Here is a 23,350-nt window from a genome sequence, read left to right on the forward strand (position 1 = left end):
CAAATCTCCCCGTTTCGCCCAAAAAAACTGGAAGTAAACCTATGATCCCACGGGATAAGCGCCAGGCACCACAGCGAGATCTGCTGGAAACCTACCTTTGAAGACATTCTCAACCCCGGCACGAACTCGTGCAGTTGGGCAAGTGGATCGACTGGGCCGCCTGCGAACAACATTTTGGGTCGGTTGTACGCGGTGGAAGCCGGGCGTCCGGGGCTGCCCATCCGGTTACACGTCGGCTTACAGTTGCTCAAACACACGTACGCGCTGTCGGATCGTGATGTTCTGGATCTCTGGGTGGAAGATCCTTACTGGCAGCACTTCTGCGGCGAAGTCATCTTCCAGCATCAGTTCCCCATGGACGAAACCACCACGATGCGGTTTCGGCATCGCACCGGCGAAGACAGAGCCTGCGAGCTTCTGAAAATGAGCATCGCCCTGGGTGCGTAAACCGCTGAAGGTTGCCGCCCATTCCACGTGAAGTCTGCCACCTGGACCGGGGCAAGGCTGCCACCCATCGGAGCGTAGCGACGTGGGGCTTCTCTTCTTACTCCGAAGTCGCAGTGCCCGTCAACTTTGCCTGTCGTTTTCGCATGGATTCACCCCTTAGATTGATCTTGTAAGCGTTGTGAACGAGCCGGTCCAGGATGGCGTCGGCCAGAGTGGCGTCACCGATTACACCATGCCATTCCTGGATGGGGAGTTGGCTGGTGGCGATGGTCAGTTCCCGTAGTAGTCGGGTCAGGCGCACATATTGTGCGGTGTTGACATCCCGGCAGGCCTTGTGTGCCAGGGCGCAGCCAGCCAGGTTTTGCCAACCCCGGTGGGGCCGGTGATAAGTACGTTCAGGTGCTCCTTCACCCACTGGCAGCCAGCCAGTGACTGGATCAGCCCTTTATCCAGGCCACGTGAGTTCCGTTAGTCAATGTCTTCGAGGATGGCATTGTGCCGCAGCCTGGCCCGGCGCAACCGGCTGGTCATGCGTCGGTTTTCCCTCTCGGTCATTTCCCGATCCACCATTAGCCTGAGGCGTTCCTCGAAGCTCAGTTCCTGGATGTCAGTGGTGGCCGATTGGCCGGCCATGCCGGTCAATTTGAGGGTGTGGAGTTTGTCTAGAGTCGGATGATTCAGCATGTCAGATTCCTTCAGTGGTAGTAGGCGGGGCCACGGGTGTTGTCGTGAGTGTCCGGTAAGGCCAGCTCCTGTTGTTCTTCCAGGGGCTGCTGGTCGAGGCGGTGCTTGAGGATGGACTCGATGCTCTTGTAACGGCAACTACCCAGCATTAGCGCGGAGTCTGTCAACGTAGATGTCGCGTTTAAGTCATCAGCTCTTTAACAATTAACCGCCTTTTCCGGACTCAGTGTCACTGATTCCGGCAAGCTGAAGTTTCGGATATCACTGGACCAGGATCTGATCAGCCTCGCCATCATGGCGTTGCTGGGGTGTGACGTAATTCGTCGACCCTGCAAAAGCGCCAGCTTCAAATAACCAGCAAATCACCGGCTTCCCCGCAGCTAACGGTTCTGGCTTTTCGCGAACCAAGCGTTTCTTGGCTTGATTCTCAGATTCACTTCCTGCTATCGGTTAATTCGATAGACCCGATTGTGATTCCGGTCAAGACAATTCACATTCCGCTCGTTTGCAAGAGTGTTATTCCCTCCATGTAACCTTAAGACTGCTCTTCTTGCGGTCTTGTTTTGGTCGCCTATACTGTCAACGGCGAAGAAAAAGTGCAGATGGTTATCAGTCCTAAATCCAATGGGGGCGTGTTCTCTGTTTTCGAGACCAAACGGGCCGCTAGTCCGAACATCTCTGCCATCAATTGATTTTAAACCGCAGTAGGGTATGTATCAGGGAGGAAAATATGTCATTTCGACAAAAAATTAAGTCTATACCGGGACTTGCAAGTTCTTTAAGATTGGCTAGAGGAAATATAAAAGCGATATACTCAAAGCTTGCCGTAAAAAACAAACAAAAATATATATGCCCAATCTGCAATTATCGAGGTCCATTTTCTGACTACAAGGATGATAGCTACCCAATTTTTGACACAGCATGTCCGCGCTGTGATTTATACGAACGCCACCGTTTGCAATTTCTAGTTATGAAAGAGTTGGCAAAACGATATGATTTTAAGCGTATGTCTGCTTTACACTTTGCCCCTGAACCGCAGTTTAGAAAAGCTTATGAGCGATGGTTTGAATCATACGACACCGCTGATATCGAGAACAGTGAAGTTGACTATCGCGTTGATATTCGAAAAATGCAATTTCCTAGTTCCAGTTATCATATTGTTTATGCGTCCCATGTGTTAGAACATGTTGACGACGATGATGCTGCATTAAAAGAAGTTTACCGGATTTTAAAATCAGGTGGATTCGCTGTTCTACCAGTTCCCGTAGTTTCTCCAATAACTGTTGAATATCCTGTGCCGAATAAATATGAATTCGGACATGTTAGGGCACCAGGAGTCGACTATTTCAATCGCTATAAAAATATATTCGATAGAGTTGAAGTTTGGGATTCAAGTCAATTCTGCTACGAGTTCCAGCTTTATACATATGAAGACCGTTCCAAGTACCCCTCCGAAACCTCGCCTTACAGACAACCAATGGAAGGTACACAGTTTATGGATTACGTGCCAGTTTGTTACAAGGTTTGACTTTACAGTGAACAGTTGGCAGCCATAATCAAATTCTCTTGAATTATCGATTAATATTTGCCAAAGTTTAAAAGATGTTACTCAAGGTATGTTTTAGATGGCCAAGATGAACTATTCCGGGCGTGACTTAGCGTTGAAGTTAAGTAGGCGGATTTGCCGGCTTCGAACAATACATTTTGAGAAAAGATTGACGGCGCCAGTGTTTGTTGTTGGCTTCAATAATTCAGGAAAATCCTCCGCAGTCCGTCTATTGAGCCACCAGACAGACCTTGCTGTTTATCCGGGAGAGGGCAACGGCGAGCTTTGGTTTCGCGGTCATTTTCCCTGGATCAGTTCCAGCGTGCCGGTTGCTCCCATCTGGGTCGCCCCGGACGAGTTCATTCGAAGTGTCAAAGACAGGAACGGCCATAGTTTCGAGCGCGCCAGGGCACAGCTGGGCGCCTACCAGTGGTTGACCGGTGCAAAGACCCTGCTGAACGACAGTGGCATGCTGGCCGCGCTGGCGCCAGACATCGCCTCGACTTTTCCCGATGGCAGGTTCATCCATTTTATCCGGGATGGGCGGTTGGCGAGTTATATCACGGCCAGGCTTGAGTGGAGCAGAATAATTCGGTCTCCGGCGAAATACATCGAATTCAATTGCCCGATCCGGTTTCGGGATGTTCTCAGGAAAATGGCGCAGTACTGGGTCTGGACGATTCAACGAATGGACTTGCTCGCTGAAGCCATGCCCGGCTCGGTGCTGGAGCTGCGCTATGACGACTGGTGGCAGAACCCGGCCCCGATGGTGGATACGGTGGCTGACTTTCTGAGGCTTTCAACGCCGCCTCACCCCGAGCTTACCGAGCCGAGAAAAGATCTCACGCGGCATCTGCTGTCGGAAATGTCTGAGGACGAACGCCTTGTGCTGGAGGAGGTACTCGAGCCAACGTTGTTGAAGAAGGGCTATCAGACCGTGCACGACGATTTCGGGGTTACCGAAATGTCTGATCGCAGGCCTTGAGGAACTGCTCACTGCAGACATCCAGGGTGTAGCTGGCATCAGCTTTCGAGCGGGCATTCGAGCCCATTCGCTCCCGCAATCGGGTATCCGCGAGAAGCTTCAGTACGAATTCCGCCGCTTCCCGGGTGCTGTCCCTCCCATAGACAAAGCCCGTTTCACCGTGATCAATGGCCTGTCTGACTGAGGGAATGTCGGGAACCAACACCGGCAGGGACGCGCTCATGTACTCGACGATCGACAGCGAGAATCCCTCACCGAGGGCGGCGTGAATTGCCGCATCGGCAGCCGGGAGTATTTTTCTGGTGTCCGGCCGGAACCCCAGCAACCTGACGGCGTCCTCAAGATTTTTGTCCCGCACGAGCTGCTGCAGCGTACCCATCGCCGGCCCGTCGCCGATCAGCAAGAACATCACCGGTGAATCTGGATGCGCCCTGGCGATCTCTTCCGCAACTCCGATCACAAAATCGAATCGCTTGTACGGATGAGCGCGACCGGTGGTAATGCACACGAAACTGTCTTGCGGGATTCCCAGCATTTGCCGGGATAGCAGCCGTTGTTCGGGAGGGTTCTGAACCGGCGGAGTGCCGTTCTGGACGACTATGCAGCGTTCCGCGGGAATGCGGGCATTGGAGATGCTGCGATGTCTCATGAGCTCGGAAACGTTGAACTGTGTGTCAGCACATACCCAGGGCAACCGCTGGCGTAACGCTTTGGCGAACCCTTTGATGCCATTGACCGGGGGGCGGTCCCCCGGGGTGTGGTCATGAACGACAATATTTTTTACGCCGCAGGCCCGCAGAAACATGTAGTTCGGGCTGAACCAGGGCCGGTCGGTCAAATAGACGTCGGTGATGCGATTGGCTGTGATGTAGGACCGCAACGCTCGGCGTGCCGCAGCCGAATCGCCAACAACCGCCATTTCGGACACCCTGATGTTGCTGTTTTGGATAACCGCGGGAAGACGATTTATTTGCGGGTAGGCCAGAAAGGTTTCTTTGCCGTTTTGGGCAAAGTGTTCGGACAGCAGAACCCAGAAATGCTCCATCAGCCACCAGGCATAGCCCACATCTGAGGGGTAATTGGACACCAATAACAGATTCCCTTTCGTTTTGGCACTCATGTTCGCCTCCATTGCCGACTCACATCACATTGCGCTACAGACACAATTCTGACTAAGTGGTAGCATTTTCAGGCTGCTCGGCGAGCGTTATCATGCCAGAATGGTAAGCAGACAACCACCAGATCGCGGGCTGGATTCTGATAAGGAGATCAGAGTTGAAGGGAAGGTATCTCTATAATCTGAATATTTTCCCTCCGAAGTGGGGGGGGGCAATCACATCCATGTGACAGTTCTTGACGACCCTATGGTGCCGGGAGCCTGGAACTTCAGAAGTAGCGACCCTGAGGCTATCCCTATGTTGTCGCCTGATGATTTCAGAGGACAACCATGCCCCATTACTCACCGGAACGTAAGGAAGCCATTCTCCAGAAGATGGCACCACCTCAAAGCCAGGCAGTAGCCGAGTTGGTCAATCAGGAAGGCATCAGTACCGCTACCTTGTACATTTGGCGTAAAGCTGCCAGAGAACGAGGTGCCGTTTTGCCAACCAGCTTAGCCACGCCCGACAAGTGGAGTAGCGAGGAGAAGTTCCGCATTGTTTTGGAGACCGCCCCGATGATGGAGGCGGAGCTCAGTGAATATTGCCGCAAGCACGGTCTGTATCCGGAACAGATCGATGCCTGGAAGAGCGCCTGCATGGGCGCCAATACGCAGTTGGATGAGCAGGCTAAGCGCTCTCATCAGGCAGCCAAAGCTGAGAAGAAACGTGTCAAAAAGCTCGCATCCGAGTTGCGGTGCAAGGAAAAAGCCCTGGCAGAAACGGCAGCGTTGCTGACGTTGTCAATAAAGCTGAGGTGATCTGGGGCCCCAAAGACGAGGACGAATGATCAGCCTCCCGGATCGCCAGCAGGCGGTTGCTCTGGTCCAACAGGCTTAGAGCAGCGGAGCCCGGCTAGTCAAGGCTTGTGCCCTACTGAACCTGAGTGTGTGCACCTATCAGCGCTGGACGGCTGAAAAAGCCGTCAAAGCGGATCAGAGACCGGTGGTATCCAGGCAGGCACCGAGCAATAAACTCTCGGAGGAGCGCCAAGCCGTGGCGTCGCTTTGCAACCAGCCAGAATACCGAAGCTGTCCGACTTGGGCATTACGCCCTCGAAAAGCCGACCCCGGGTAAGTAATAACAACGCCTACTCGGAATCTTGTTCAAAACGCTGGAGTTCCGACCCGGGTTCCCGGTAAGCGGCTTTACAACGATCTAGGAGGCACGGGACTGGGTAATGTCGTTCGTTCGCTGGTACAACACCGAGCACCGACACAATGCCCTGAATTATGTAACGCCCCCAGCAACGCCGCAACGGCGAGGCTGACCAAATCCTGGTCAAGTGTAAACCGGTTATCGAAGCTGCGAAGGCCGAGAGCCCGCGTCGCTGGTCCGGTGATATCCGAAACTTCAGCTTACCGGAATCAGTGACTCTGAATCCGGAAAAGGCGGCTAATTGTTAAAGAGTTGATGACTTAAACGCGACAACTACGTTGACAGACTCCGCTATCCAAGCTTTTATGAAAGTCATCGACGTTCTCTACATCCGCATAGAGGCCAGATACCTATCGGATTGGCCTCAGGTTCTGAAATCCATGTCTTTGGCGGACGGCCATACTGGTGGTCGGGAAAATCATGCACCAAAATGAGATCACGTTGTTAATAACCTATAATCTATAAAAATGGCCAGAAATATAAATAATATTGTGAGTAGGTTTCCTTGCACAAGGAGTAAGATCATTGAAGATTTTAATTCATGCTGGTAGACACAAAACAGGTACAACATATTTGCAACAGTTTTTTGGCATGAACGCGGCGCGGCTGTTGAAAGATTTCGGTATCTTATATCCAGAAAGTGGGCGAAATCCATATTTTAATTATCATCATGAATTGTTTGAAAATATACTGAAAAATGGCAGAAAAAAGTCCGGAATTATCAACGAATTAAGGCGAGAAGTTAATGAAAATAAATCAGAAATTGTGTTGCTTTCTTCAGAATATTTGTCCAGAGATACAATGCAGAGCGAAGAACTAAAAATTATAAAAGAGAGTTTTTCACCGTATGATGTTGAGATCATTTTTTACCTGCGGCGACAGGATGATTTTCTTTGTTCTCGCTATTCGGAAAGAGTTAAACAAAATAGGTTGGCTTTTCCTGATACTATTTGGTCATTTAATGCCGAGCTTAATTATTTAAAATTTCTAGATCGTTATGCTAGAATTTTCGGTGTCAGCAATATAATTGTTAGGTCCTATAATAAAGCAATAAAAATTGGTCTTATAGAAGATTTTGCTTCCTTTTTGAAGGAGCCGTGTCTCGCTCAGTTACCCAAACCTGAACATGAGGCTAATAAACGCTTGCCATGGAGATATTTGCATGCACTTTGGTACGCAAATTCGAACCCGCTCTCACGAAAGATTTTGGCAAATCGAGGGGCTAGCTATTTCTTTCGAAGAGCCGCAAAGCACTTCCCATCACTATTCGATGGCAATAGACCAATTACAGACTCAGAAGCAAAACTTCTAATGCAACGTTACGCTGATTCGAATAATGCTGTAGCCGAAAAGTATACAGACGGCGACCCTTTATTTGTTTATGAACATTGAAATGTTCGCTAACCCTTCGCATTCGGGCCGTTCAACGGGTCGTGGATGGCGAAAGTCCGGAAGTGGTCATTCAAGCCCTCGGTATGAGCCGCGCCTGTATTTATGAGTGGCGGGCCGCCTACCGGGGGGGAAGGGGGCTATGTTTAAATGCAATTATTTTCAAAGTGTTGCGAACAGGTTGCAATTCCTAAAAACCGGGATGTTTTTGTCTTATGCGACTTAGGAAGAGACAGCTTAAAGTTAGCTTGGCCCCGAAATTTGGCATTATGCAACCGCGCTATTTTGCGAAGTCTCTCAAGAGACCGGTATTTGTCGTTGGCTTTAACAACTCCGGGAAATCCTCCGCTGTGTTGGCCTTGAGTCGTTTGGCAGGCCTTTCTATTTATCCTGGCGAGGGTAATGGGGAGTTATGGTTTCGAGGGCATTTTCCCTGGATCAGTTCGAACGTCTCTGTAGCGCCAATCTGGGTTGCGCCAAATGAATTTATCAGAAGTGTCAAAGACACAAACGGGCATGCCTTTGAGCGGGCGAGGGCACAATTGGGTGCCTACCAGTGGCTAACCGGCGGAGGAAACCCGCTGAACGACAGCGGCATGCTCGCCGCGCTGGCGCCGGATATCACTTCGACTTTTCCTGATGCCAAGTTTATCCATTTCAATCCGCGATGGTCGGTTAGCGAGCTATATCACCGCGCGGCTTGAGTGGAGCAAGATTATTCGCTCCCCGTCGAAGTACATTGAATTCGACTGTCCTATTCGATTCGGGGATGTGTTAAGGAAAATAGCTCAGTACTGGGTCTGGACGACGCAGCGGCTGGACTCGCTGGCCGAGGCTATGCCTGGTTCGGTTCTGGAACTGCGTTATGAAGACTGGTGGCGGAATCCGGAGCCGATGGCGGACGCGGTTGCTGACTTTCTGGGGTTTTCGCCGCCACTTGATCCCTCTCTGGCTGAATCTAAAAAAGACCTCACCCGGCATCTTCTATCGGAAATGTCTGAGGATGAGTGTCTTCTTCTGGATGAGGTGCTGCAGCCAACGTTACTGCACAAAGGTTATCAGGCTGCACCCGACGATTTCGGAGTTACCTGAATGCTCGCATTGCAGCATTGGCAGCCGGGAGCAGTTTTCTGGTGTCGGATCGGAACCCGAGTAGCCGGACCGTGTCCTCAAGATTCTTATTCCGCACAAGTCGTTGCAGATCATCCATCGCCGGCCCGTCGCCGACCGGCAGGAACACCACAGATGAATCAGGGAGTGCCTTGGCAACGAGTTCAGCGGTTCCAATCACAAAATCAAACCGCTTGTAAGCATGAGCACATCCGGTGGTGATGCACACGAAACTTTCCTCCGAGATACCCAGCATCCGGCGTGAAAGTGTCCGTTGGTCAGAGGCATTTTGTACCGGCGGGGAACCATTCTGTACCGCGATGCAGCGGTCGGCGGGAATACAGCCATTGATAATGCTTCGCTGTCTCATGAGCTCAGACACGTTGAATTGTGTGTCTGCGCATACCCAAGGCAGCCGGTGACGGTTCGCTTTTAGGAACCCCCTTGAAGTCATTAACCGGAGGACGATCACCGGGAGTGTGGTCATGAACGACCATGTTCTGTATGTCGCACTTCCTTAGAAACAGGTAGTCCGGTCTGAACCACGGTCGGTCCGTAAAATAGATGTCCGTTACACGATTCGTCTCAATGAATTTATGAAGTGATTGACGTGCCTCTGGTGAGTCGCCCGGAACGGTCATTGTGACAGCTTCGATGCGGCTGTTCTGGATAACGGTGGGCAGGAGGTTTATCTCTGGATAGGCGAGAAATGTGTGCTTACCCCTGCTTTCAAAGTACTCCGTGAGCAGTACCCAGAAGTGTTCCATCAGCCACCAAGCGTAACCTACATCCGAAGGGTAGTTGGATACCAGCAGAAGGTTTCCGTTTGTTTTCGGATTCATGCTCGCTTCCATGGCTGAATCATGTGCACTTTGCACGACAGATGTATTTCGGTCTCAGTTTTAGCATTTCGTGTCTGCCCGGCCAGCGTTATCATGCCATAATGGTTAATAGGCAACCACTGGATTGCAGGCAGAATTCTGATAAGGAGATCAGACTTGAAAATAGGGTACCTCTATAATCTGAACATCTTCCCTCCGAAGGGTGGCAATCAAGTCCATGCTCTTGAACTTACTCAGGGCTTTTTGAACGCAGGCCACCAAGTGGCAGTTCTTGACGACCCAACGGCGCCGGGAGTCTGGAACTTCAGCAGCGTCGAACCCGGGGCAATCCCGGCTTTTATGGAAGTCATCGACGTTCTCTATATCCGAATAGACGCCAGGTACCTATCAGATTGGCCTCAGGCGTTGGAGTGCATGTCTTTGGCGGATGGCATACCGGTGATTTGGGAAATAAATTCACCTGCCAACGAAACACTGGCGTACTCCTGGTTGGGGGGCCGCAAAGCGGGTAAAAAAGAGTCACCGCTGCGGTATGCCCGCCGATGGTTTCATGCCAACCGTAAAAAGCCTGGTATTTTCCGTGAGGAATCTCTGCGAACCTCCCTGGCAAGCAAGGTGAGCGCTGCCATCTGTGTATCCTCCGCGTTGGGACGTTATGCGAAAGAGGCGTTGGGCATTCAGAAGGTCGTGGTCTTGCCTAATGGCGGGCCCTTAATTGCGAAAGAGGATATCCAGACCCGACGGTCGACACGTAACAGTTCGGCATTTACCGTTTTCTACAGTGGCAGTGCCATTTATCCATGGCAGGGTATGGATCTGATGTCTGGTGCTATTACCCTGGCTCAGAAGGATGCGCCGGATATCCGGTTTGTTCTGGCAGTGAATCAACGTACGGACTCCTTGCCATCCGGTCCAAACGTCGAGATCAGAGAGCAGCTTAACCGCCAGGGAATCATCGAGGCTGTCTGTGCCTCAGACGCCTGTGTTGCTCTCCATCCCGACTATTCCTGGTCGCCTTACGGGTTCCATAATTCTCCAATGAAGTTGTTTGAGTACATGGCGTGTATGGTTCCGGTGGTCACGTCCAACCGTGCGCAGATGGCGGAGCTTATCGAGCACCGTCGTAATGGTCTCCTTTGTTCGGATGCACCTGAAGATATTCTGGCACAGTTGCTCTGGCTGAGAGACCATCCCGACGCAGCATCGGACATCGGAAAGAACGGTTGGCGCGACATTCAGACTCGCTTCAGTTGGCCACACAACGTAGATAAGACTCTGCAAGTGTTTGAGCAGGCGGCTCATGCGAGTGTTGCTTATGCTTAGCCGACTTGAAGAAAAGGTATTGATTCTGGCACGGCGTCGACCGCCAGGCCTGTTTTTTTATCGCCGGAATTTCAGGTTTCGTAATTTCGGTGATGAGTTATCGCCGGTGCTTGTTGCGGCGATCCTTCGCAGCAAATTTCCACGAGCCCATTGGGGGTTGGCCTCGGGACAACGAAAGATGCTGGCGATTGGTTCAATCATGCATTTTGCCCGGGACAATGACGTAATCTGGGGTACCGGGGTGAACGGCAAAGCAGCCCGAGACTTATACAAGTTTTCCACGCTGGACGTACGCAGTGTGAGGGGGCCGCGTACCCGAGAGTTTCTGAGCGAACTGGGCATTGACTGCCCTGAAGTTTATGGGGATCCAGCGCTGCTGGCCCCGCGATTTCTCAAGGCGCCGAAGCCTTTTGGGGAGACCAAAGAGTTCATTGTCATACCGCATTACCACGATCAGGCCGAGTTCGAAGGTGTTGAAAACCTGGTCTCTCCGCTTCAGGGTTACACTGAGGTTTTAAGGAGTATCCTGTCGGCCCGGAAGGTCATTTCGTCGTCTCTACACGGTGTTATTCTGGCTGAAGCTTACGGCGTTCCAGCCATTCTGGTGCTGCCAAGACGGGATGAGAAAAAACGGTTCAAATACCTGGATTATTATGAGGGAACCATGAGAAACGATATGGATATTGCCACCAGCTTGGACGAGGCGATCAGAATGAGGGGGGCGTGCTTGCCCAGGGACTATTCGCCGGAAAAACTGGAGGAGGTTTTTCCTGCGGATTTCTATACTAAAACCTAGGTTTCATGCCTTCTTCAGTGGACAGGTGTCCTATGTTCAAGACGTTTCGGCAACTATTCGGCATATTGGATCGTCGAGAACGAGTTCAGGCCGTGTTGGTTTTCCTGTTTTCGATTGTTGTGGCGGGAGCTGAGGTGGTCGGTGTGGCATCCATCTTGCCTTTCATGTCGGCCGTTTCGAATCCTGCATCAATCACCGAAAACCCGTTTCTGGCCGTTTTGCGGGAGTTATTTTCCTTCCTCGAGGATGATGAGTTTATTGTCGCCCTCGGGGTTGGCGTTATAGCGCTGCTGTTGGCGTCATTAGCTATCCGCGCTATCGGTATCTGGGTTCAGGTCAAGTTTTCTACACTTCGTAGCCACTCCATCAGTTACCGGTTAATGAGGGCGTATCTCCACCAACCTTACCAATGGTATCTGAACCAGCACACCGCACGGATGTCGACCAGCGTCCTCTCTGAGGCGGCTCAGGTGGTCAACGGCGCACTGTTTCCGGCCATGCAGATGATTACCAAGCTGCTGATCGTGCTTGCCCTGTTCGCTCTGTTGGTAGCCACTGATCCCGCGCTGGCACTGATCGCAGTGTGTGTGATTGGTTTTGCTTACGGTTTTATATACATGCTTTCGCGGAAGCGACTGGCGATTCTTGGGCAGCGGCGCCATAAAGCCAACCAGAAACGTTATCGGGTGGTTCAGGAAAGCTTTGGTGGTCTGAAAGACCTTTTCATTATAGGGCGAGAGGCTCAGGCGGCGGAGCGATTTCGTCTTGCGTCACAGAGCATGGCGAAACATATTACCGGGGCGCGGGTGACCTCGGAATTGCCGCCTCTGGCAATGCAGGGACTGATTTTCTCTGGAATGATTGCCATCGTGATCTATTTTCTGGGAGTTTACGGCAGCGTTCAGAATGCGTTGCCGGTCTTGTCACTTTTTGCCCTGGCAGGCTATCGGCTAATGCCTGAACTTCAGGCGGTTTACCGTCACCTAACTGAACTACGGGTGACAGGACCAGTTCTCGACTCCGTTTATAACGACCTGAAGCGCCTGGAAAAAACCTCACGGCCAATGCGCGAGGCAAATGTAGCCAAATGGCCCGGCCACGATGAGCCGGTGATTGAGTTTCGCCAGGTTTTTTATTCCTACCCTGAGGCAGAGAGGAGGGCGCTGTCCGGCATAAACCTGACGATTGCCCCTTATTCGACGGTCGGAATTGTCGGTCCGACAGGCTCTGGAAAGACCACGCTTGTCGATGTGTTGTTGGGGCTTCTTTCACCGCAACAAGGCGAATTGGTCGTTGGCGGGGTGCCCGTTGATTCCTCTAATATTCGCTCCTGGCAGGATAAAATCGGCTATGTTCCGCAACAGATTTTTCTGACTGATAACACGGTTGCCGGCAATATTGCATTTGGGATTGATGAAAGAGACATAGACCAATTGGCTGTAGAGAAAGCTGCCAGGATTGCAAATCTTCACGACTTCATCGTAAGTGAGTTGCCTGAGGGCTATCAAACCAGAATTGGCGAAAAAGGTGTTCGATTATCCGGGGGGCAAAGGCAGCGGATTGGAATCGCTCGTGCCCTGTACCATGACCCCAGCGTGCTGATTCTCGATGAGGCGACCAGCGCGCTGGATAATTTGACGGAACGAGCGGTTATGGAGGCGGTAAATCGCTTGAGCAAGAAGAAAACGATCATTCTGATCGCACATCGACTGTCTACTGTACAGGCCTGCGACAAGATCGTTCTGATGGAGGCGGGCAGGGTGTCGGCAATAGGTCGTTATGATGAGCTGGTGGCGAACAATACTGTATTTCGGGAAATGACGTCCCATATCTGAACGTTAACAAGGACGATTGGCATGGCGATAATTTGCAGGGAGCATGGTCTGTTGTTTCTTATGGCCCCACGTACGGGATGCACGGCCATAGGCAGCGTACTCATGGATGAGCTCGGGGGAGAATGGTTACCTGGCGACGATGTAGTGGACGAGAATGGACTGTTTGTGGTGCAGAAGAAACATTGCACACTTCAACAACTGCTCGAACACAACATCATCTCGGAGGGAGAAAGGACTCAGCTCGTCACCTTTACTGCGGTCAGGAATCCGTTCGACTCCTTGGTATCCCTTTATTTCAAAATGCACAAGGGCTATCAGGACGAACTAAACGATCCAGATTCCTGGGTATACAAAGTCCCGGGCTATGCGGACGATCTCAAACTTATCCGCAACATGACATTCGATCAGTGGATCAATCGCTTTTATCCGGACCTTCCGTTTCATCTGGAAAACAGGCCGCTTAATGGGATGCGGAATGTAGCTAAACGATTGGTGGGAAAACAAGTTCATGTGGAAGACGCATTCGTTCAGGGTGTCGATCACGTCATGAGGTTTGAACACCTCCAGGACGACTTTTCGAGAGTATTGCACGTCGCTGGCGTTCGTAATCCGCCTGTCATACCTATGATCAACACTACCAAGGCCCGGTCCGAGAAGGATTATCGGTCCCTGTATACACCCAAAACCCGTCGGAAAGTGGAAGTTTATAAAGAAGGAGTTTTAAAGGAATTTGGATACACGTTCTGAACGGATGAATCTGGAGCTTGCGAACTCAATGACAATGCCTCTCAGAGTGCTTCTTGCGTGCCCGCCCTCGGGAAACCCTTATGTTTCGGAGTTGGTCAGGTCTCTGAATGAGCGTCCCGGCGTAACTTGCGTTCAGAGCCACAGCGAGTTCCTGAACACTGACAGGCTGGACTATGATGTGGTGCATTTCCAATGGCCAGAAGCCATTTTCGGCTGGAAAGCTGGGTGCACTGAGAGAGGTTTGCAACGGCTGAATGAGCAGCTTTCAAAGTGCCGTCTGCAGGGTATAAAACTTGTAGGTACCGTTCATAATGAAACGCCTCACGTTTGGGCAAATCAACTTGATTCCCGCTTATACGAATCCGTTTACCGAAATCTGGATGCTTTTGTGCACCTAGGGCAAACTTCCGTTGCGCTTCTGAAAGCTTCCCGGCAAGCTCTTGATTCTTCGCGGCACCGTGTTATTCCCCACGGAAACTACGGTATTTTCAGGGCCTTGCAGAGTGACGAGGCAATCGGGATAACAAAACGCCAACGTTTCACCCTCTTGTGTTTTGGGGCAGTCAGGAAGCCTGCTGAAGTGAACCTGATTTGCCGTGTTGCCGACTCACTTTCCGCTATCGGTGGGGACTTGGTTGTCGCCGGCAGGGTATACTCGGGAACTCGCAGGAAACTCAGATACTATCAAATGCAGGTGCCACTTTTCGTGCGGCGTAACGTTCGCCTGATTTCCGGAAAAATTCCCGACGAACGTGTAGCTGCGATTGTCTCAGACTGCGATGCGTTGCTCATTCCACGAGTGGATACGCTTAACTCGGGAAACGTTGCTCTTGGCTTTACCTTTGGGAAAGTTGTGGTGGGGCCTGATATTGGTGTGATTGGAGAGGAGCTGAAGCGGAGGGGAAATCCAGTTTTTGACCCGTCGGCTGATTCGGCCTCCCTTAATGGTGCGGTTATGGAAGCGAGACGGCTGGCGGAGACGTCGCTGGGGGCCGAGAATCGATGTTACGCTGAATCAGAGCTTGCGTGGAGTAATGTTGCGGCCTTACATGAAGATCTTTATCGATCCCTTCATCCAAGCGCTCTATAGATTTCCAGGTATTTCTCGGTTTGTGCGGTTCGGTCGAACAGTCGTTGAACCGTCTCAAGACCAGATTGGGTTTTTTTCGTGACGGTCTGCGGGGAGTCGATCAACTCCTGTAATGCGTTTGCATACCCTGTGGGTGAATGGTCGTCCACTAGCCAACCGCCTGCGCCATGAGAAAGCACCTCGGGTATCCCACCAGTGTTGTGTGCCACGATCGGCACTTCTAGTGCCAGTGCCTCCAGCAAGGTCATTGGTAACCCTTCGTGATCCGACGTCATCAACAAGGCTCGGAATGTCTTCAGTTCGGGGTGTACCGGATCGACAAACCCCCTGAAGGTGACTCGGTCCGCAACCCCCCTCCTTGAAGCCAATGCTCGCAAATCATCTTCCAAGGGGCCGTTGCCCACAACAATGCCGTCGCAGAACATCCCCCGCTCATTGAGTAACGCGATGGTTTCAATGAACAGATCCACTCTTTTTACGGGCACCAGGCGCCCTACAATGCCAAACCTAAGGCCTGTTTCCTGATCGGAACCGCCGATTCCCCACGTTGTCCTGAGGTTTTCAACGTCAAGGAAATTGCAAATTTTAAGCACCTTGCCCGGAAAAATGGAACGCAGCTTCTGTTCAAGCTGGCTGGAAACCGCAATCACGGCTTGCTGGCGACTCCTTCCCAGTAAAATATCCAGCTTACTGATCAGCCATTTGTGGGGCTGGGAAAAGGACAATTGGATTTCGGGATTACCGTGGACCGTTCGAACCGAAGCGTGGATTCGGGCAAGATCTTTGCCAATAATACCAAGTACGTTTTCCTTGAAACCATGGGTATGCACGATCCTCGAGTGGTGATTTCTGCAGTGCCGGGCGATGGCCTTCGCCATTGCCCATGGGCCCAGTTTCTTTTCGTCTGCCAGTGAGACGGGAACGCCGAGGGAGAGGAGCTTCTCGTACAGGATGCCGGTATTGAAAACCACGGCGGTAACGGTGGCTTTCCCAGAGGCCTGGAGTGCGAGGCATAGGTTGTAAACCTGTACTTCGGCGCCGGCCCAGAGGTCTCCAGATATGATATGGGTAACGACGGGTGCCTGGTTCTGTTGCTTCACAGCAAACCGCGTCCGATGGTTGCCAGCAACCGCTGTGGACTGAAACTGTTTCCATCATGCAAACTGAAACGATGAAGGTCGTATGGATCACAGCCCGAGCGGTTCCAGCCGGTCTTTATTGTACATGCTGCTCTATAAGCGGATTGCACCAATCTCTGTCCCTTGTGAGTAATATCCCCGTTCGGATAACAGAAAACAGGAACATGTGCTGAACTCAGCGACTTGATGTCATCCATGCATTCCAGTATTTCCGCATTTATCTGATTTTCATCGGTTAGTCGGTTCAGGCGATAGTGGTGCTGTGTGTGGGCACCGTAGTGGGCAAGTCCGCTAGCCGCCATTTCGTCAAGCTCGCTAGAGCTCAAAATGGCTCTGGAGTCCGAATTGGGAGCCAAACACGGGTGTACGTCATAGATGAGCTCAAGGTTTCTGTAGATCGTTTCATCATCCAGGCGCTTGAGTTCTCCGATAACGAGGTTGGCGTCGGCTAGGTCAAGAGGAAAATGCGCGGGCTCGTTAACGACAACATTAATGTAGGGTCTGAGCCAATGAAAGCACTTATCCTCCGACGGCACATTATCTGTCACCAACAATCGGAGTACTTGTTCTGGCCAGAATGTCTTATCGGTATCGATCAGTTTCGAGACAAGAAATATCGTAAAGGGTATCTGGTGTGTCCTGAGCACAGGGTAGGCGTGTTCGTAGTTGTCTCGCCATCCGTCGTCAAAGGTAAAAGCTACTGCCAGTGAAGGTACGCGTTGGCCTTGTCTGTTTTTTTCTAACCATTCGTCCAAATGGACTGGCTCCGCTCCGAGTCGTTTGATTAATTGGATGTGTTTTTGCAGCGTTTCCGGACTGGTCACCATCCCGGCTTGTTCTGAGTTTCGCTGTGGGTCGCCTGGGGGTAAAATCCGGTGGTACGTTAGAATGAGGAGTGTGGGTTTGGCAATTAGTTTAATTCTGACCCAGCCGAATACAGCGAGAATGACTAGTGCGCCTTCCTTGAAAAAAAACTTGCTTAATGCCACGTTTTCCTCCGTAAGCATCGCCGATAGTGTTGGCTCTGTCATCCATGGTATATAGTTAAACTGCCTTTGAATTTTGCCAGTTGAGGCAGGGAAAGTCATCTTCATCAAACTGTGGGGTCTAACTTTAACCACAGAATCAAAAAAAGAATTAAGTGGATGACATGAAGGGACGTAAGGACCTTTAATGCATGTGTCTGATGTTTAAGGAAAGAACATGATGCTCATTATCGTATTCTGGCTTTCGCTTCTAGGGGCAGCCTTCAGTTATTTTCTCTATCCGTTGATTCTGTCGCTTTTTCCTTCTCGCAGGGGTAGTAAGGACGTTCAGCCCTCAGGACTGTGCTCTCCTCGGGTCACACTCATTGTGACTGCCCATAATGAGGAGGGTCGGATCCGGGAAAAGATAGAGAATTGTCTCGCACTGGATTACCGCAACCTGGAGATTCTGATTGCCTCTGATGCGTCCACCGACAGCACGGATCAGATCGTAAAGGAATACGGTACCCGAGGAGTGAAACTCGCCAGGGCAGAGGAGCGTAAGGGCAAGGAGTACGCACAGTTGCAGGCTATATCCTGTGCAACCGGTGACATACTGGTGTTTTCGGATGTAGCGACGTCTATCCCTGAGGACGCCATTGGCCGAATGGTTCGATATTTTGACGATCCGGCGGTGGGAGCTGTCTCCAGTGAAGACCGTTTTATCAGCCGTGATGGGATTGTCGCGGGCGAAGGCGCATATGTGCGTTACGAGATGTGGCTGCGGGGACTGGAATCAAAGAAAGCCGGGTTGGTGGGCCTGAGTGGCTCATTCTTTGCGGCACGCAGATCCGTTTGCGATGAATGGGATATATATTCTCCCAGTGATTTTAATACCGCGCTGAGTTGTGCCCGCCGTGGGATGGTCGCCGTCACCGCACCCAATGTATTTGGGTATTACACGGACGTGTCGGATGCGGCCAAGGAATATCAGCGCAAGGTAAGAACCATTATCCGGGGGCTGACTGCACTGAGCCGTCATCCGGATGTACTGAATCCGGCAACATTTGGTCTTTTTGCCTTCCAGGTTTTCGGCCACAAAGTAATGCGCTGGGCAGCACCATGGTTTCAGGTTGTTTTGTATGTTATATCGCTGATGCTCTCAGTTAATGGGTTTATTTATTCGGTGGTTTTTGCCATACAGTCAGTTTTCTATGGATTAGCCCTTGCCGGGCACGGTTATCCAGAATTGCGTAACTTTACCGTTGTGAAAATCCCCTATTTTTTTGTCCAGGTTAACCTTGCCGTTGCACACGCTAGCGTCAGCTTTGTTTCGGGACACAGGATGACTGTATGGGCACCATCGCAACGTTGATTATGCTGAAGGCGGCGTAGAATGTCTGGAAAGTTAAGGCCCGTTGGAAGTCGAGTGCCACTGCCGACCTCTTCTGTCATGTCGTTGCCCTGGGAGAGGTTCTACGTAGCTGAATACACTGCCTCAGGTACAGAAGCCCTGGCAATGGCTGTGAGTATAGCTGTAGCGGGTAACAGCAAGGTCGAGCAACCAGAGGTGATCATACCTGGTTACGGTTGTCCCGATTTGATTGCAGCAATTCTCGCGCTTGACGCTACTCCGGTTTTGGTAGACCTCTTGCCAGATACCCCATTTATGGATGATACGCTTGTTCGCAAGTCGATAACTGATTCGACAGTAGCAGTGGTTGGTGTAGGGCTTCTGGGTATTCCTGAACGTCTGTCGTTACTGGCCGAGATCTGTCGGGAGAAGAGTATTTTTTTGATTGAGGATTCGGCTCAGTGTTTCCCCCCGTTTAGCACCGAGAAGCCTTTGGCCGATCTTGTGGTTCTGAGCTTTGGTCGGGGCAAACCCATTAATCTGATGGGAGGCGGGGCATTGCTTTATCGGAAGAACCTTTCGGCTGAGCTCAGGGATGTTCTTCTGCAATTTCCTAAGCTGCCACAGACCATTGGGTGGGGTTGGTACCTTAAGAGATTTATTTTCAATTTGTTATTAACCAGGTACGGGTTCTGGATTCTGGAAAAACTACCTTTCATGGATGTTGGCAGAACAAGATTCAATGAGCTTAAGTCGATTTCTCGGCTCGACCTCTCGCTCAGCCTTCTGAATGCCGGCATTCGGGATTACTGGTCTCGGCCACTGCTGTACCATCGCTACACTCGGGAACTGCAATTCCTTGAGCAGCAGGGATGGCGATTACTGGATACCCGAACCTATGGCGAGTTTGGTCTTGCGGACAGCAATCCCAGAATTCGTTTTGGTGTTCTGGCTCCTGACATGGTGACGCGCAACAAGGTGTGGAAAGCGCTTAATGCCTCGGGAATTGGCGCAAATGCCTTGTATGAGGTGGCTTTGCCCTATATCGGTGGGGTTGACCAGGCGTTAATTGGCACGGACTTGCCTGTGGCTCATGATTTTGCTTCTCGGTTGCTCACTCTCCCATGCCACTGCGATGTGAGTGATTCAGACATAACCCGGGTTGTTAATGTCTTGAAAGACGAGTGTGCTGTCTGAGACTGGAATTTATTCTTCCGGATCCGATGTCCGAATTATTTACAGCCTACCATTATTAATCAACTCTGGATTATCGTACGACAACGGATGCCCCTATTGAGAAAGGAAGTTCCTGTCTTGGGCCCGCAGATTGCTTGAAATCATATACTTTAACGGATAGGGAGATCATCATGCGTTTCATCGTCGCTTTCCTGGCGCTTTTTGTTCCAATCAGTGCGTTTGCCAGTACGATCTGGACTTATGATCTTCGAGGTACAGTCGATGGGCCTGATACTGCGGCAAACTACCTTCGGGATATCTCGGTAGGTGATGACTTTCGTATCAGTATGAACATCTGGCTCCTGGACAGTGGCTCCCATGGGGTGAGTTTCTTCGGCAATATCGGGGGCTGGCTATTTGAAGAGCAAGATACGTCAGCCTTTTATTATGCTGGGGACAATTCGAGGGAGCGATTCCTTACCGGAGGCTCCTCTTCATACTTGAGCCCCCCAATCGGCAGCATGGGGGCTATTGATGCCCGGGATATTTACATTCAGATTTTTGGTTCTGATTTGTCGGGGGATGAGAGTTTTTCAGAGGACGACCGGTTGGTAAAGGAAAATGGGTGGATAAACCCTGGCGAGGTGGACTCCGGACGAATTAGTTTTAATTTCTGGGCAATGATTAATCCTGAAACAGGCGAGAGCATCGAAGCCGATATTTCTGGCAGTTTACATTCTTTTGTGGAAGTTCCTGAGTCAGATGCAATCGCTCTTTTCTGCTTAGGATTACTGGGCATATTCATTATCGATTACAAAAAGAAAAAGGCATCCCGCTTCTAAAATTCAAGCGGGCTTCCAGAAGGGGAAACCCGCATTTGTAGCTGTCTTACGTCCATTTTATTCAACCTGACGTATTTTAACTTCCGAGTATTCACTCTTCAGTCCATCTAAATCAACCGCTCTGATCTTGAAATGCCATTCGCCCGCAGATAGACCTTCAATTAAATAACTGTTGTTGTCGCTGCGTTCAACAACGATGAGTTGCTCTTCAGATGGGACCCGGGTGAGCCTGACAGCGTCTGCTATGACATATCCATCAGCATTGTTGTCGATCCTTATGGTTACCGTGGGATCAGCCACCTCAAAGCTGGCCAGTTTTTGCCAAGATCCGCCATTTGCTCGCTGGTCCACTACGGTGTTTGCAACAACTGTTGACTGGTTATTGTCGATGTAAGTGTATTCATACTGTACATTTGATCCCCGGTTGGGGTGAGAGGTCCAGTTGGCGTGCAAGTCGTACACGTTTCCGGCGACCAGATTATAAGCACTCCATTCAGCAGAGATTTCACCTGAGCCTGCCGGCATGGTGAAGTAGTTGTTACCTATGTACCCGCTGGTGCTGCTCGAATCAAATCCGCCACTGCCATAGGAAACGAACACTTCGGATTCGTTGTCAATCAGGACTTCATGTGGCGAGACGTTTTTCCGGTATGAAATTTCATATTGTGCGATCTCCTCTTCGGCCAACGTGGTTCCATCAGTTCTCGTAGTGGGAGTATCCCACGTTAGCAATACAGAACCGGTTGAGCTCACACTAGTGCTGTCGTTTGGATCGGTACTTGACTGATATTCTTTATAGTTGCTTTGGCCATCACCGTCAGAATCTGCGGAAGCGTCTTCAACGGTCGGATCCAGCCCGTACTGAACCTCCCAGCCATCTGGTATGCCATCGCCGTCAGAATCAGGGTTGGTCGGGTCGGTCAGCAACAGAAATTCATCCTGATTGCTGACGCCATCCCCATCTTTGTCAAGAGACGCATCCGATGGATCATTCGGATCCAATCCATACATGGTTTCCCATTCGTCCGGGAGGCCATCACCATCGGTATCTTGCCCCTCTTCGACTGCTGATACGCCCACCTCCCTGAAGAGGATTGCATCAGCTATGACGTATCCGTCTGTATTGTCGTTGACAGTTACTCGTCCGGTGAGGGCGGACATGCGATAGGTGCCCAGCTTGAACCATTGTCCTCCGTTTGCGCGCTGATCAACGGTGACGGTATCCGTCACGAGATTGTCAGCTGAATCCAGGTGATGAATGACGTATGTAACGCTTGAACCTCTATTGGGATGCGACGTCCATTTCGCAAAAACGTCAAAGGTCTTAATAATATTGAGATTCCAGGTTGCAACGCTGTCGCCACTTCCAGAGGGGGCAGCTAAGTAATTCTGGCCTTCATAGCCCGGCGATGCGGTAGAGCTTTTCCAACTCCCTGTGGTGTAGAAAGCAACATCGCTGTTATCGATGATGTGCTCGAAGGAATCACCAGCAGCAGTTGGAGGCAGGTCTTCGATATCGAGCGGTGCTCGGGACGCACAACCCGCAAGCAGGGAGCCAGCTATAGACAGAAGTACCACCGTGTTCGGTCTAACCATGACAGCACCCTCGGCGACAATTGAATTTGATATGACTGGTTTGAATCCACCTTTCCTAAGCATGGCATATACCGGCAATATTCAAAGGTGGAGGCTAGTTTTTGTGATTATATCTGATTATTTTTTATTCAATTAAAAGGGGCTGAATGGCAAGCGATCTGTACACGGAGGTCTTTCCCGCCAAATGACCGGTCATATTATTATGACGGGGGATTAGCCTCGTTTTACATGGCTGTAGGCGGCTAGTCAGGAGTTTCGTTGCTGGCGCATAGGGATACCCTGTATCCGGTCTCGCTTCCATTGCGGAAGGGACGCTGAGTGCGTTTGATCAGATCCTGAGCCCAGTCTGAAATAGACTCGACAACGGCTTTTCTGTCTTCAGGCTCGGAGAGAATATGCGTAGCGTGAGGATAGTGAATCACTGTCAGGTTGTCGCCGAAGACAACGGGCTTAAAGCAGTCCTCGAACTGTTTCTGGTATTTGTAGTATTCATTCCCGAAGAACACATAGAGCATACTCAAACCACGATCGTTCAGCTCTCGAAGGCCCTGCTTCACTTCTTGCCGGGGTGGATAGCCAGCAAAATTCGGTACTTCAAAGTAACGCTCCTCAATACCTGAGACTTCTGCACCCTTTCTAAGCTTAATTAAACCAAGCTTGCGTAATACAAACTGGTACCAACGAGCTGGTGAGAGAACCCTGGGTGCATAGTGCAGCATGTAGCTCTTCCAGGTTTGGTAGCAGTACCCGTCAAGCTGCACTGTGCCGATGACCCTTTCGTCGCTGAGAGCTGTGCGGTATGACGCGAAGGCTCCCGAACACAATCCATAGAGTATGAAACGGTCAAACTGCTTCCATTGATTCAGGTAGTCCATGACCTCCTGAACTTCTTCTACCGCTGCCTGCGCAGCGGTTAAGGTGCCTCGGCGCGCTTCGCTGTCTCCAATGCCGGAAAAGTCGAATCGAAAAGTGGCGAGCCCTGCACGTTCAGACAAGTTACGACCCAGCGTAACTGACAGCCTGCAGGAGCCCACGCGATGTATGACACCTGAATTCAGCAGGATGACAGCAGTATCTGGTGCTGACATCTTTTCCGGATCGGGCTCGGTGAGGACTCCAACCAAAGGAAGGTCATCACCGACCATGACTACTTGTTCGCGCATGGCCTC

22 protein-coding genes and 3 pseudogenes are annotated in these 23,350 nt (G+C 51.0%); 16 read left to right on the forward strand and 9 right to left on the reverse strand.

Translation table 11 applies throughout. The features are described 5' to 3' along the window. Positions 1-41 precede the first annotated feature (41 nt). Positions 42-441 (forward strand): annotated as a pseudogene (locus Q0Y21_RS08635) (transposase); the annotation flags it as partial. 103 nt (positions 442-544) lie between these two features. Here Q0Y21_RS08635 and Q0Y21_RS08640 read toward each other — a convergent pair. Both Q0Y21_RS08640 and Q0Y21_RS08645 read right to left on the reverse strand, forming a co-directional pair. Beyond that, positions 545-1,131: pseudogene (locus tag Q0Y21_RS08640) on the reverse strand (ATP-binding protein). A gap of 11 nt (positions 1,132-1,142) precedes the next feature. Continuing rightward, complete coding sequence (locus tag Q0Y21_RS08645; RefSeq protein ID WP_297795440.1) at positions 1,143-1,298, reverse strand: hypothetical protein; 156 nt, start codon at positions 1,296-1,298, stop codon at positions 1,143-1,145. Between the two features lie 563 nt (positions 1,299-1,861). On the opposite strand from Q0Y21_RS08645, the gene Q0Y21_RS08650 reads away from it, so the two are divergent. Together Q0Y21_RS08650 and Q0Y21_RS08655 are read left to right on the forward strand one after the other, a co-directional pair. Next, complete coding sequence (locus tag Q0Y21_RS08650; protein WP_297793849.1) at positions 1,862-2,659, forward strand: class I SAM-dependent methyltransferase; 798 nt, start codon at positions 1,862-1,864, stop codon at positions 2,657-2,659. Positions 2,660-2,756: 97 nt separating this feature from the next. Beyond that, positions 2,757-3,662, forward strand: a complete 906-nt coding sequence (locus tag Q0Y21_RS08655; RefSeq protein ID WP_297793852.1) for a sulfotransferase — start codon at positions 2,757-2,759, stop codon at positions 3,660-3,662. On the opposite strand, the gene Q0Y21_RS08660 is transcribed toward Q0Y21_RS08655, so the two are convergent. Further along, positions 3,634-4,782 carry a glycosyltransferase family 4 protein gene (locus Q0Y21_RS08660; RefSeq protein ID WP_297793855.1) on the reverse strand — a complete coding sequence of 383 codons (1,149 nt, stop codon included), beginning with the start codon at positions 4,780-4,782 and terminating at the stop codon, positions 3,634-3,636. The genes Q0Y21_RS08655 and Q0Y21_RS08660 overlap by 29 nt on opposite strands. A gap of 327 nt (positions 4,783-5,109) precedes the next feature. On the opposite strand from Q0Y21_RS08660, the pseudogene Q0Y21_RS08665 reads away from it, so the two are divergent. The 5 genes and pseudogenes from Q0Y21_RS08665 to Q0Y21_RS08685 all read left to right on the forward strand — a co-directional run bounded on the left by Q0Y21_RS08665 (position 5,110) and on the right by Q0Y21_RS08685 (position 8,458). Continuing rightward, positions 5,110-6,225, forward strand: a pseudogene (locus Q0Y21_RS08665) (transposase). A gap of 277 nt (positions 6,226-6,502) precedes the next feature. After that, on the forward strand, positions 6,503-7,369 hold the full coding sequence (locus Q0Y21_RS08670; protein ID WP_297793857.1) for a hypothetical protein: 867 nt from the start codon (positions 6,503-6,505) through the stop codon (positions 7,367-7,369). Beyond that, positions 7,366-7,560, forward strand: a complete 195-nt coding sequence (locus tag Q0Y21_RS08675; RefSeq protein ID WP_297793859.1) for a helix-turn-helix domain-containing protein — start codon at positions 7,366-7,368, stop codon at positions 7,558-7,560. The genes Q0Y21_RS08670 and Q0Y21_RS08675 overlap by 4 nt, the downstream gene beginning before the upstream one ends. A gap of 75 nt (positions 7,561-7,635) precedes the next feature. Next, the gene (locus Q0Y21_RS08680; protein WP_297793861.1) at positions 7,636-8,070 is read left to right on the forward strand and encodes a hypothetical protein; all 435 of its coding nucleotides are present in this window, start codon (positions 7,636-7,638) and stop codon (positions 8,068-8,070) included. Further along, on the forward strand, positions 8,006-8,458 hold the full coding sequence (locus Q0Y21_RS08685) for a hypothetical protein (RefSeq protein WP_297793864.1): 453 nt from the start codon (positions 8,006-8,008) through the stop codon (positions 8,456-8,458). The genes Q0Y21_RS08680 and Q0Y21_RS08685 overlap by 65 nt, the downstream gene beginning before the upstream one ends. On the opposite strand, the gene Q0Y21_RS08690 is transcribed toward Q0Y21_RS08685, so the two are convergent. Together Q0Y21_RS08690 and Q0Y21_RS08695 are read right to left on the reverse strand one after the other, a co-directional pair. Then, positions 8,451-8,846, reverse strand: coding sequence for a glycosyltransferase (locus Q0Y21_RS08690; RefSeq protein WP_297793867.1), 396 nt, complete (start codon positions 8,844-8,846; stop codon positions 8,451-8,453). The genes Q0Y21_RS08685 and Q0Y21_RS08690 overlap by 8 nt on opposite strands. Before the next feature lie 4 nt (positions 8,847-8,850). After that, positions 8,851-9,318, reverse strand: coding sequence for a hypothetical protein (locus Q0Y21_RS08695; protein WP_297793870.1), 468 nt, complete (start codon positions 9,316-9,318; stop codon positions 8,851-8,853). Positions 9,319-9,474: 156 nt separating this feature from the next. Here Q0Y21_RS08695 and Q0Y21_RS08700 point away from each other — a divergent pair, with 156 nt between their 5' ends. From Q0Y21_RS08700 to Q0Y21_RS08720, 5 genes are all read left to right on the forward strand, one after another. Then, positions 9,475-10,641 (forward strand): glycosyltransferase family 4 protein, encoded by a 1,167-nt coding sequence (locus tag Q0Y21_RS08700; protein ID WP_297793872.1) that lies wholly within the window; start codon positions 9,475-9,477, stop codon positions 10,639-10,641. Then, positions 10,634-11,437: a polysaccharide pyruvyl transferase family protein gene (locus tag Q0Y21_RS08705; protein WP_297793875.1), complete on the forward strand. Its 804-nt coding sequence runs from the start codon at positions 10,634-10,636 to the stop codon at positions 11,435-11,437. Before Q0Y21_RS08700 ends, Q0Y21_RS08705 begins: the two co-directional genes overlap by 8 nt. A gap of 32 nt (positions 11,438-11,469) precedes the next feature. After that, positions 11,470-13,272: an ABC transporter ATP-binding protein gene (locus Q0Y21_RS08710; protein ID WP_297793877.1), complete on the forward strand. Its 1,803-nt coding sequence runs from the start codon at positions 11,470-11,472 to the stop codon at positions 13,270-13,272. 21 nt (positions 13,273-13,293) lie between these two features. After that, positions 13,294-14,019, forward strand: coding sequence for a sulfotransferase family 2 domain-containing protein (locus Q0Y21_RS08715; RefSeq protein WP_297793880.1), 726 nt, complete (start codon positions 13,294-13,296; stop codon positions 14,017-14,019). Between the two features lie 178 nt (positions 14,020-14,197). Beyond that, entirely contained in the window at positions 14,198-15,109 is a 912-nt protein-coding gene (locus Q0Y21_RS08720) for a hypothetical protein (protein WP_297793884.1), read from the forward strand. Here Q0Y21_RS08720 and Q0Y21_RS08725 read toward each other — a convergent pair. Both Q0Y21_RS08725 and Q0Y21_RS08730 read right to left on the reverse strand, forming a co-directional pair. Next, on the reverse strand, positions 15,091-16,209 hold the full coding sequence (locus Q0Y21_RS08725; protein WP_297793887.1) for a glycosyltransferase: 1,119 nt from the start codon (positions 16,207-16,209) through the stop codon (positions 15,091-15,093). The two genes, Q0Y21_RS08720 and Q0Y21_RS08725, sit on opposite strands and share 19 nt — an antisense overlap. Further along, positions 16,206-17,237, reverse strand: coding sequence for a polysaccharide deacetylase family protein (locus tag Q0Y21_RS08730; protein WP_297793891.1), 1,032 nt, complete (start codon positions 17,235-17,237; stop codon positions 16,206-16,208). The genes Q0Y21_RS08725 and Q0Y21_RS08730 overlap by 4 nt, the downstream gene beginning before the upstream one ends. A gap of 214 nt (positions 17,238-17,451) precedes the next feature. Here Q0Y21_RS08730 and Q0Y21_RS08735 point away from each other — a divergent pair, with 214 nt between their 5' ends. The 3 genes from Q0Y21_RS08735 (at position 17,452) to Q0Y21_RS08745 (ending at position 20,585) form a co-directional block, all read left to right on the forward strand. Continuing rightward, positions 17,452-18,588: a glycosyltransferase family 2 protein gene (locus tag Q0Y21_RS08735; RefSeq protein WP_297793893.1), complete on the forward strand. Its 1,137-nt coding sequence runs from the start codon at positions 17,452-17,454 to the stop codon at positions 18,586-18,588. Between the two features lie 54 nt (positions 18,589-18,642). Beyond that, the gene (locus tag Q0Y21_RS08740) at positions 18,643-19,764 is read left to right on the forward strand and encodes a DegT/DnrJ/EryC1/StrS family aminotransferase (protein ID WP_297793896.1); all 1,122 of its coding nucleotides are present in this window, start codon (positions 18,643-18,645) and stop codon (positions 19,762-19,764) included. 170 nt (positions 19,765-19,934) lie between these two features. After that, on the forward strand, positions 19,935-20,585 hold the full coding sequence (locus Q0Y21_RS08745) for a hypothetical protein (protein ID WP_297793900.1): 651 nt from the start codon (positions 19,935-19,937) through the stop codon (positions 20,583-20,585). A 57-nt stretch (positions 20,586-20,642) separates the two neighbouring features. Here Q0Y21_RS08745 and Q0Y21_RS08750 read toward each other — a convergent pair whose 3' ends face one another. Together Q0Y21_RS08750 and Q0Y21_RS08755 are read right to left on the reverse strand one after the other, a co-directional pair. After that, a complete protein-coding gene (locus Q0Y21_RS08750) occupies positions 20,643-22,181 on the reverse strand; it encodes a hypothetical protein (RefSeq protein WP_297793903.1) in 1,539 nt (512 codons plus the stop codon). A gap of 242 nt (positions 22,182-22,423) precedes the next feature. After that, the gene (locus tag Q0Y21_RS08755; protein WP_297793906.1) at positions 22,424-23,344 is read right to left on the reverse strand and encodes a hypothetical protein; all 921 of its coding nucleotides are present in this window, start codon (positions 23,342-23,344) and stop codon (positions 22,424-22,426) included. Positions 23,345-23,350: the final 6 nt, after the last annotated feature.

Origin of the sequence: uncultured Marinobacter sp. (genome assembly GCF_947259545.1) — a bacterium.
Taxonomy (GTDB): Bacteria; Pseudomonadota; Gammaproteobacteria; order Pseudomonadales; family Oleiphilaceae; genus Marinobacter.